General features: G+C 42.0%; 3 protein-coding genes. 1 reads left to right on the top strand and 2 read right to left on the bottom strand.

Annotation, left to right across the window (positions count from 1 at the left end):
* Positions 1–127: 127 nt before the first annotated feature.
* Entirely contained in the window at positions 128–4,750 is a 4,623-nt protein-coding gene (locus HUW48_RS24820) for a T9SS type A sorting domain-containing protein (protein ID WP_182413487.1), read from the bottom strand.
* Between the two features lie 207 nt (positions 4,751–4,957).
* Positions 4,958–9,625: a T9SS type A sorting domain-containing protein gene (locus tag HUW48_RS24815; RefSeq protein ID WP_182413486.1), complete on the bottom strand. Its 4,668-nt coding sequence runs from the start codon at positions 9,623–9,625 to the stop codon at positions 4,958–4,960.
* A 610-nt stretch (positions 9,626–10,235) separates the two neighbouring features.
* Between HUW48_RS24815 and HUW48_RS24810 the strand changes: the two genes are divergently transcribed.
* A complete protein-coding gene (locus HUW48_RS24810) occupies positions 10,236–11,012 on the top strand; it encodes a LuxR C-terminal-related transcriptional regulator (RefSeq protein WP_182413485.1) in 777 nt (258 codons plus the stop codon).
* Positions 11,013–11,150 lie beyond the last annotated feature (138 nt).

Genomic DNA, 11,150 nt, shown 5'->3' with positions numbered 1-11,150 from the left:
CTTTAGTATAGGGAAGTGTTTCTAAAATATAGAAGCATAAAATGGATACCACTTTAGATGTTGCAGATGAAAAAACTATTTCAAAAAGCAAGCGGGATGAGAACGTTCTCATCCCGCTTGCTGGGGTTTACTTTGTCAAGAGTAGTTTTTGTTGCTGGAGAATAGCAGGAGTTTGCAGTTGTAAGAAATATAATCCTGCCGGTTTGTTACTTGCCTGCCATTCTACTCTATACATCTGATTGGCTTGAGCTTCGCCCTGGAACAAGGTAGTAATTTCTCTTCCCTGAACATCATACACCTTCACCCTAGCAGCCTGCGTTTGGGACAGCGTAAAGCTAACGGTTACCTGTTCTCTTGCTGGATTCGGATAGGCATTTAACAGATGTAGGGTGGGTTCCTTTACTGATATGGCTAGTACTGGGGTAGTTTCTCTTTCAGCTACAATCGGTGTTTTTTCCGGCGCAATTTTCACCAACCAGAAATCATTATCGCCCTGGCTGGGCTGCGTTCTATCCCCACTTACATCAGAGTTAGAGCGCCCGCCTAGTAAGTACCCACCATCATCGGTAATCCACACGGCCCGGAGTTCTTCTTGTTGGTTACCACCCAAGCGTTTGTCCCAGAGTTTTTCGCCTTGATTATTGGTTTTAACTAACCAGTAATCACTGCTACCCTGATTAGTTTGGCTCTTATCGCCACTTATTCCGGAGAAGGATGTACCGCCTAGTACGTATCCTCCGTCATTATCTGAAATCAGAGAACGTAAAGTTTCGTCACTGCTGCCCCCGTAGGTTTTATCCCATTGCTTTTCTCCTTTACCATCTACTTGCAGCAACCAAAAGTCTTTGCCTCCTTTACTTTCCTGACTCTTATCTCCATTCTTACCCGAGGCACTTTGGCCGGCCAGAAGAATGGTGTCTTTATTAATACTAAGTAAAGAATGGAGTTGGTCTTGGTCGTTGCCACCATAACTTTTATCCCAGAGCTTATCTCCTTGGCTATTAATACGAAGAGCCCAAAAATCGGAGCCACCTTGACTAGCCTGGCTTTTATCACCAGTAGCAGAAGAGAAAGAAGTGCCGCCTAAAAGTAAATCTTCATTCTCTAACACGACTGCATCTTCTAGGTAATCATTTGCTGCTCCGCCGTACCGTTTATCCCAGCGTTTGAACCCATAATAAAAAATATCAATCTTGACTAACCAGTAATCCAGACCTCCCTGGCTGGCTTGGGTTTTATCCCTATTAACAGGAGAATCGCTGTACCCGGCCAACAGATATAATCCAGATGGTAAGGGTCTGATTTTACGTAAGTCTTCATTTCCTCTACTGCCATAACTTTGGTCCCATTGTATTTCTCCGCTACTATTTATTTTTACTACCCACATATCCTTACCACCCTTATTAACAGCAGTTTTATTTCCGTCTACTTTAGAGTCTGAACTGCCTCCTAGCAGGAAACCACCATCCGGAGTAGGAACAATGCTGTTTAGGTACTCCCGACCCGAACCACCATAGCGTTTATCCCAAAGTTTGTTACCATCGGCATCCGTTTTCATTACCCAATAATCCGTTTTACCGTAACTACCTTGGCTTTTATCGCCGGCTTGTTTGGAAGAGGAATAGCCTCCGAGTAGGTAGCCTCCATCTGCAGTCTGTATAACAGTGGTGAAGTTATCAAGGCTATTACCGCCATAGCGTAAATTCCAGGCCTCTAGAGTAGAAGGAGGGAAGGCGGTAATTTGCGTTTCTACCAGCCAGAAGTCATAATCGCCTTTACTATCTTCACTTTTTTCCCAGTCAGCATTGGAGTTAGAGTAACCGCCGAGTAGGTAACCACCATTAGGAGAAGCCACCATAGCGGTTAACACATCTGTACTACTGCTGCCAAAAGATTTATCCGAAATTCGTTGTCCATTCTCATCTATCTCCAGGAGCCAGTAATCATCCTTGCCTCTTGTTTCCTCGCTTCGATCGCCACCTTGATTTGTATAGGTATAACCAGCTAATAAATAATGCCCATTTGGTATTGCGACTATATCTATTGGTTTGGAAAAGTATGAATCACAACCAGAACCACATGGAATCATAGACCCACTAAAGAGATTATCCCAAATTTTATTACCATTCGCATCTATTTTAATTACCCAGAAAGGATATCTTCCTTCAAAACCAGAATTACCTGCCAATAAATAACCGCCATCAGGAGTAGCTATCATAGATGTTAATTGATCAAACCATTCATGGTCATAAGCTCTGCTCCAGAGTTGCTTCCCTTGTTGGTTTATCTTTACTACCCAATAATCGGAAAAATGGTCTGAATCTATATCCCTTTTCCCACCAACTAGGTAATTGCCATCAGGGGTAACTATTATAGAGGTTAAATTATCATCGAATTTTTCACCTAAAGTCTTATCCCAGAGTTTTTTACCCTCACTATCTATCTTCACTACCCAGAAGTCTGAATTAACTTGGCCATTTTCATCTAAGATACCTTTGTTGCTTTCACTTTTATCTCCACTCTTACCCGATTTGGAATCTCCCCCTAATAAAAAACCTCCATCTGGAGTAGCTAAAATTGTAGTAAGATTATCATTTAAATTTCCGCCAATCGTTTTGTCCCAGAGTTTTGTACCATCAGCATCTACTTTTACCAGCCAGAAGTCCAGCATTCCTTTACTGAGTCCGCTTTTATCGTCTTCTTTTCCCGAATCAGAAGTGCCCCCTAGTAAATAGCCCCCATCCGGAGTTGGGATAATAGTAGAAATAGTTTCAATACCTGAACCGCCATAAGATTTATCCCATACCTTATTTTTATCCTTATCTACTTTTACTAACCAATAATCCGATTCGCCCTTACTGGTCGTACTTTTATCTCCGTTGGTTCCCGAGGCAGAAGAACCGGCTAACAAATATCCACCGTCGGGAGTAGCCACCATATCGGCCAACATATCTGCATCCTTACCTCCTATGGTTTTATCCCGTTGTTTCGGGAATCTTTGAACCCTAAAGCTAGTGGTATGTTCTACGGGGCTGTAGGTGGCATTACCCGCCTGGATGGCTTTTACTACCACTATACCGTAACCAGTAAAGTGTAACTGATTACCTTTTTGAGTAGCTGGTCCGGAAACAAGTTTGAAAGTAACCGGCAACCCCGAGCTAGCCTCGGCTGATAAGGTAAACGGGGAATTGCTTAGACCTTGATCAGTGGGAGTAAAGGTAATAGTCTGTACTTTCTTATTGGGAATACCTAGCTTTACTACCCAAAAATCAGTAGCTCCATAGCCTGCTTGACTTTTATCCCATTCTTTTGCTCCCGAGTAAGCTTGTCCGGCCACCAGGCAATTGCCATCAGAAGTTAATGCCATTTCAAGGGAAAACTCATTTGTAGATTGAGTAACATCTATAAATTGATTGACATTGCTGAAGGTTTTATCCCAAAGCACACTACCTTGGGCATCAATCTTTATTACCCAAAAGCTTTCCACCTCTTTTCTAAGCTCGGACATTTCTCTACTCTTACTGGAACTAGAATAGCCTCCCAGTAAATAACCTCCATCTGGGGTAGGTAATAACGATCTTAAATCATCGGTTTTATTGCCACCAAAGGTTTTGTCCCATTCCTTGGTGCCATCCGCCTTAATCTTAATTATCCAATAGTCTCCTTTTTCATTATAACTATTTGGCTCATCCCGGGTAGGCTCACTTTTATCTAAACCAATATCCGAGTCGGCGCGCCCGCCTAATAAATAACCTCCTTGAGGAGAAACAACCAAATCATTTAGGATATCAAAACTAGATCCTCCATACGTTTTATCCCATTGTTTAACACCTTTATCGGTAATCTTAACGATCCAATAATCAGGACAGGGTTCGCCCCAAAATGAATCTTCAAAATAGAAGGAATCATCCGTACAATCACTTTTTCTAGGTTCGCTTTTATCGCCGCTTTTTTCAGAATTCGAAGAGCCGCCCAGTAAATAGCCGCCATCAGGGGTATGAACTAAGTTGGTTAATCTGTCATTGCCATCTCCGCCAATGGTTCTATCCCAGAGTTTGTTACCGCTATTATCTATTTTTACAACCCAATAATCAGATTGTTTATTACCATGCAAATTAAGAGCTTGCTTATTTTCTTCGCTTTTATCGCCGCTCTTACCGGAGTGCGAATATCCTCCCAGAATATAACCGCCATCATTGGTTTGTTGCACGGTGGTTAACCAATCAGAATTGCTGCCACCTAAAGTTTTATCCCATATTTTAGTACCATTAGCATTTAATTTTACAATCCAGTAATCCGATTCTCCTTTACCCACCTCAGTTTTATCGCCCGACTTGCCCGAAAGAGAAGTACCCCCTAAAATATACCCGCCATCTTTGGTCTGCTGAATGGATTGTAATTCATCCACGTTTCTACCCCCAAAGGTTTTATCCCATTCTTTGCTGCCATCAGCCTTTAACTTCACTACCCAATAATCCGTCCCACCTTTATTAGCCTGAGATTTATCACCGGATTGACTGGAGCCAGAAACTCCCCCCAAAATAAAGCCGTTGTCACTCGTTTTCTTCATCGCTCTGAAAATATCCTCCTTACTTCCCCCGAAGGTTTTGTCCCAGAGTTTAACTTGCGCCGTAAGCCGAATAGGGGTAAGAAAGAAACCACAGAGAATAATTATTACTGCCCATAGGGATTTAGTCCGAAGTAAGCGCCATAGTTTAGCTGCTTGAAATTGGAATAGAGGTGTTTTCATAAAGATTTGTTTCTTTGACTAAATAAATGAAAAGGAAGAGAAGAAAGTTAAGTCCATAAAAGACTGAGATGACTAGCTGACATATGACATATTAACTTAAGTGGTATTCGCGGGTAGGTTCAACTCTAAACTAAAACCTTTAATGGAGGAAAGTACCTCTTGTCGTAATTGCAAGGAGTACCTTTAACCAGGAGTAATATCAGTAGGTTAACGGACGAGCATTATTTTCCGGTGGCTATCCTGTTCTTTGGTTTGTAATCGCAAGATGTAAATACCAGCTGAGTGAGTACCAGCGTTCCATTTACAAGTATAGGTTTGATTGGCCGGCACTTCTCCCTGAAATATAGTAGATACTTCTTGCCCCTGATTATTATACACCTTTAAGCTAACATCTTGTGTTAGCAGCAAAGTAAAACGAATAGTTACCTGATCTTTGGCTGGATTGGGGTAAACCGTTAATGGACTTAATTCGGTTTTAACTATTGGCTCTGCTACCAAGGTGGCTTCCCTTTCCGCTACTATCGGACTATCTTCGGGAGCAACCTTCACCAACCAGTAATCGGTTCCTCCTTGGCTCGGCTGGGTTCTGTCGCCGCTTACTCCTGAATCCGACTTTCCACCTAACAAGTACCCTCCTTCACTCGTCTGAATAACGGCTCTTAGTTCTTCGGCTCCGCTACCGCCAAAAGTTTTACTCCACTCATACTGGCCTTCCTTATCGGCTTTCACCATCCAGTAATCACTTGATCCCTGACTATCTTGCCGCTTGTTGCCACTCTTGTTGGAGAAAGACTTACCTGCTAACAGATACCCGCCATCCTGGGTTTGAATACTGGCACGTAGTTCATCATCTTTACTGCCACCATACCGCTTATCCCACACCTTCTCGCCCGTACTACTAACTTTCAAGAGCCAGTAATCTAAGCCACCCTGACTATCTCTGATTTTATCTAATCCTGCTGGTGAATCACTTTGTCCAGCAATAAAGTAATCCTTACCTGCTTTGCCTAGAGAGAAGGCTTGATCTTCACCTATTCCCCCGTAAGTCTTATCCCAGAGTTGCTGGCCTTCATTATCTACTGCTACTAACCAGAAGTCACTCTTACCTCTACTTGCTTCTGTCTTATTGCCGCTTTTACCCGACCAGGAACTACCGCCCAGTAAGAAACCTTCTTCTGCTGTTGGTACAATGCCACCTAATACTTCTTCTTCCTTACCACCATACCGCTTATCCCAGAATTTCTCTCCCTTACTACTAATTTTCACTATCCAGAAGTCATTGCCTCCTTGACTCGCCTGCGTTTTATTTCCACTTACCGGCGAGTTACTGTACCCTGCTAAAATATATTCTCCCGTACTTAGCTGTAAGACTTTCTTCAATTCATCATAACCACTTCCGCCATAGCTCTTGTCCCACTCTTTCGTGCCCACTTTATCAATCTTGAGGAGCCAGTAATCCCGATCTCCGTGACTTGCTTCGGACTTGTCCCCGCTCTTGCCCGACAAAGAACTTCCCGCCAGTAAATAGCCGCCATCTTTCGTCTGGATGATCCGGTTTAGATAATCATCCGCAGAACCACCATAGCGTTTATCCCATAGCTTCTTGCCGTCCTTGTCGGATTTTACAATCCAGTAGTCGTTCTTACCTTGGCTAGCTTGGCTTTTATCGCCACTTACGCCTGAAGCGGAATAGCCGCCTGATAAATAACCTCCATCTGCTGTTTTAATTATAGTAGTAAAGCCTTCGTTTCCGGAACCACCGTAACGCATATTCCACTGGGCAGTAAGAGGTAGCTCTTCTTCTATTTTTACAATCCAGTAGTCTGAACTTTCTCTAAAGTTTTCACTTATATCCCAAGAGTTTTCACTTTTATCAGCGCCTAATCGAGAAACGGAATAGCCACCCAACACATAGCCTTCTTCAGCAACCGGCACAATAGCAGTGAGATGATCATTACTAAAACCGCCAATAGTCCAGTCCTTTATCTTAGTGCCGCTTTCATCAATTTTTATTACCCAATAATCATCTCTTTGCGAAGAGTAAGGATCTTCAAATCTACTTTCCTGGCTTTTATCCACTCCTTTATCTGCATCCGAAGTACCAGCCAGTAAATAATTGCCATCAGTAGTAGGAAAAATAGTTTTCAGGGTAGAATTTCCAGTAAAAAAAGACCAATAATGTCCATCGGGAAGATTTTTACTTAAACCATTGTACGTATTATCCCATACCTTATTTCCGTTTTCATCAATTTTTACCACCCAGTAATCGGTTAAATAATCATTGTACAAAAAGGTACCTAAATTGTCTTCACTTTTTTCCCCTCCTTTAGCTGCGTTGGAGGAACCCCCCAGCATAAAGCCCCCATTCTGGGTTGCGGCCAGGGAAGTCAGAACCGACCGCCCGTTCAGGTAAAAACAATTAGCTGGATCTTCTTCAAAACAATCTTCAACTTGGAAAGCTTCTGTAATACCGCCATAGGTTTTATCCCACAACTTGGTACCATCGGCTTTTAAGCGTAAAATCCAATAATCTTCCAATCCACGGGTTTCCTGGCTTTTATCACTACTCTTTCCCGAAGCAGAAGAACCACCTACCAGATAGCCGCCATTGTTCGTAGCTATGATAGCCGCTAAATTATCGGATTTATCACCCCCGTAGGTTTGGTCCCAAATTTTGTTGCCCAATTCATCTATCAGAACTAACCAGTAATCACTTTTGCCCTTCCCTGCCTGGCTTTTATCCCCGCTTTTATCAGAATTAGAAGAGCCACCTAATAGGTATTGCCTATTGCTGGTAGCCAAAATAGCGGATAGATTATCGGCCTTATTACCCCCATAAGTTTTATCCCAGAGTTTGTTACCCTGGCTATCTATTTTTACTATCCAGTAATCGGTATTCCCTTTACTAGCCTGACTTTTATCATTGCTCTTACCAGAATTGGAAGATCCCCCCAGCAAATACCCATCATCGGGAGTGGCAATTATGGAAGTAAGGCTATCCGACCCACTGCTACCAAAAGCTTTATCCCAGACTTTTTGCCCTTGTTTATTTGTTTTTACCAGCCAGTAATCTTTTTTTCCTTTATTGGCTTGGCTCTTGTTACCAGTAACACCGGAAGTTGAAAAACCGCCCAGCAAATAGCCATCATCGGAAGTAGCCACCATAGCCGTAAGTTGATCCAGATTAGTGCCCCCGAAGGTTTTATCCCAGGATTTCAGAATGTCATCTCGTACCAGAAAAGTGCGGGTGGCTTCAGCCGACTTGTAGGTAGCATTGCCCGCCTGATACGCTTTAATAATTACTTCGCCTAAACCCGTTATGGTTACCATATTACCCTTTACGGTTGCCGGGCCGGATATCACGCTAAAAGTTACGGGCAACCCGGAAGTAGCTGTAGCAGAAAGAGCAAAAGGTTTATCCGTACTATTTTTATAAGCAATGGGCTCAAAAGTAATAGCTTGGGGAATGTTCCGGCCACTATCACCCAATTTCACTACCCAGTAATCACTGAGACCTGAGCTGTAATTAGAAGTGCCAGCCACTATAAAATTCCCATCACTTGTTTGTTGAAGAGCAGCCAGCTTGTTATGACTATTTTTTTTACCTTTTACGGTTTTGTCCCAAACTTTACTTCTGTCGGCATTTAACTTTACTACCCAATAATCTGAAGTGTTAAAGTAGCCTTCCCCTTCCTCTCCATTTCTCTCTTCAGATTTATCCCCACTCGGCTTAGAATTAGAATATCCACCTAGAATATACCCGCCATCACTGGTTTGCTGAAGGGAAGTTAATTGATCGTAATTCTTTCCACCAATGGTTTTATCCCAAACTTTGCTGCCATCGGCCTGCAGCTGCACAATCCAATAATCATCACTGCCTTTTGAAGCTTCTGATTTATGGCCATTAATACCAGAAGAAGAATATCCACCTAGCAGATACCCGCCATCACGGGTTTGCTGCACCGAGGTTAAATAATCCCCATTATCACTCCCAATCGTTTTATCCCATTCTTTGCTGCCATCGGACTTCAGCTTTACTACCCAATAATCTCCGCTTTTATTGGCTTGAGTTTTATCACCGCTTTTTCCGGAACCAGATGCGCCTCCCAGAATATACCCGCCATCACGGGTTTGCTGCATTGAGGTTAAATAATCCCCATTATCACCCCCAATCGTTTTATCCCATTCTTTGCTGCCATCGGACTTTATTTTTACTATCCAAAAATCGTAGACGCCTTTATTCCCTTCGGATTTATCTCCTGATTTGCCAGAATCCGTCCATCCTCCCAGAATATACCCACCATCACTGGTTTGCTGAAGGGAAGTTAATTCATCTCCCCAATCTCCCTCCCCGCCACCAAAAGTTTTATCCCATTCTTTGCTGCCATTGGCATTTAATTTTACTATCCAATAATCCCAGGTATAGGCTCTACCTCTACGATCTTCCGTTTTATCACCGGATACTCCGCCGTCAGAAACACCACCTAGAATGAAGCCGCCATCACGGGTCTGTTGTACCGAAACCAGGTGATCATTTCCCTCACTGCCAATGGCTTTTTCCCATTCTTTGCTGCCATCCGCCTTAAGCTTTACTACCCAGAAATCATTCGCTCCTTTCGAAGCTACCGTTTTATTACCGCTGATTCCGGAACCGGACCAACCTCCCAGAATGTAGCCTCCATCATTCGTCCGTTGTACTGAGCTTAGCACTTCCTGATTACTACCGCCAAAAGTTTTATTCCAGATTATATTTTGGGCAAAGGTTTTAGATTGAAAGCACAGAATTAATAATAGATAAAGGCTAATAAATCGCCAATCAGGCACCATAGCCCGATTTAGTTGAGTTAGGCCAAAAAGAGATAAAGGTGTTTGCATAAAAGAATTGGTTATATTAAAGAAGAAGTACAAAATGCGTTTTGGTTAAAAGATGGCAAGCAGACCTTTAGCTTCAGCTGCCAGAAGAAGAGCCGGTAAAGAAAAGTATGTTGCGGTGCTTTCCTTTTATTCTATATTTAGTAAATTCTTAATTATTTACTAAATATTATTTATTAAGTTTTAAATAATGATTAAGTATAACTATGGAAAATTAACTTTTTGGTAGCGAACAAAATTGAAGTAGGAGCAGCTAGTATTACTCCAATTTTTTTCATAGGCTTGCTGCATCATTTAGCTAAGCTTTTTTTAATCTCGCCCTAAGCAAATCCCTCTCGGGCCGGAGAGGGATTTGGGCAAAGCTCCTATTGAGATTAGCACTCCTTCTCCGGCCGGAGAAAGAGTTGGGGAATGAGGTTTAATACAATCTCTTAAATTTTTTATTTTTAATACTTCATTAAAAGCGTATAATACTAAACTTTGAAAAAATATAACGAAATCTTTAGGGTTTGAAATGTTTCGACTAAATTAGAGTTAAGGAAAAGAACAATCAATACCCCAATTGGGGTATTTTTAGATAAGTACATTTCGCCGACTAATTAAACTTTTGATTATGCAAAACTTGGCACTAGACCTTAAAAAAGCATTGAAACTTGACCAGCATCCTTTTCTGGTCTCAGATAATCAATACCAGCAACAATTAGCCAATCATCCTTTAGTAAAAAATTTATGGACCATTGGCCATTTCTTTGTTATTGTGTCTAATCTAAGTACTTGGCACATGGGTTTGGTACACGGCGATTGCGAAGAGGTGAGCGGTTACTCGGCAGCCGAAATATTAGCTCAGGATGCCGAGTTCTCGATGCAATTTGGTTTGCCGGAAGATACTAAGTTTAACATATTGGTAACCCAATTAGGCATGCAGTATTTTAAAAGCCGGCCGGTAGAAGAAAGAGAGCTGATCTTTTTCGTTTACTTTTACCGGGCCCGAAGAAAAGATGGCAAAATAATTACGGTTCAACATCAGTGCATTCCGCTGTACTTTGATGAAGATAAAATTCCTTTTGTTTTCTCCAACATCTATACCGACATCTCTTACTTGGGGGTTACCCAAGTACCACAAGCTTTGCAAATGAACCGTTATACGCAGGAGATTTTTCATATCAACCCGCAAAGTCTGCAGTTCAATAAATCAGAAGAAGTATTCAGTGCCCGGGAGCGGGACATTATAAAGCTCTTGTTAAAAGGGTATAGCAGCCGCCTTATTGCCGAAAGCTTATGTATCAGCCAGGAAACAGTAAGAACTCACCGCAAAAATATATTAAAAAAGGCAGGTCTTAATAGCACCGTTGAATTAACAGGTTATGTTCTTACCCATGGTGTTCTTTAAATCAGAGAGTAATTCCATGCTATCTATTACATCTGCCTCCGCTATTTTACTATTTTCTAAATAAAGTAAATATAATAGACGGAGAATAGGAGTAAGTATAGAAAGCTTAGCAATTATCGGCATTGGTATTACTCCAGA

Origin of the sequence: Adhaeribacter radiodurans, from assembly GCF_014075995.1 — a bacterium.
GTDB classification, from domain to species: domain Bacteria; phylum Bacteroidota; class Bacteroidia; order Cytophagales; family Hymenobacteraceae; genus Adhaeribacter; species Adhaeribacter radiodurans.
This window is presented reverse-complemented; position numbering and strand designations above follow the sequence as displayed.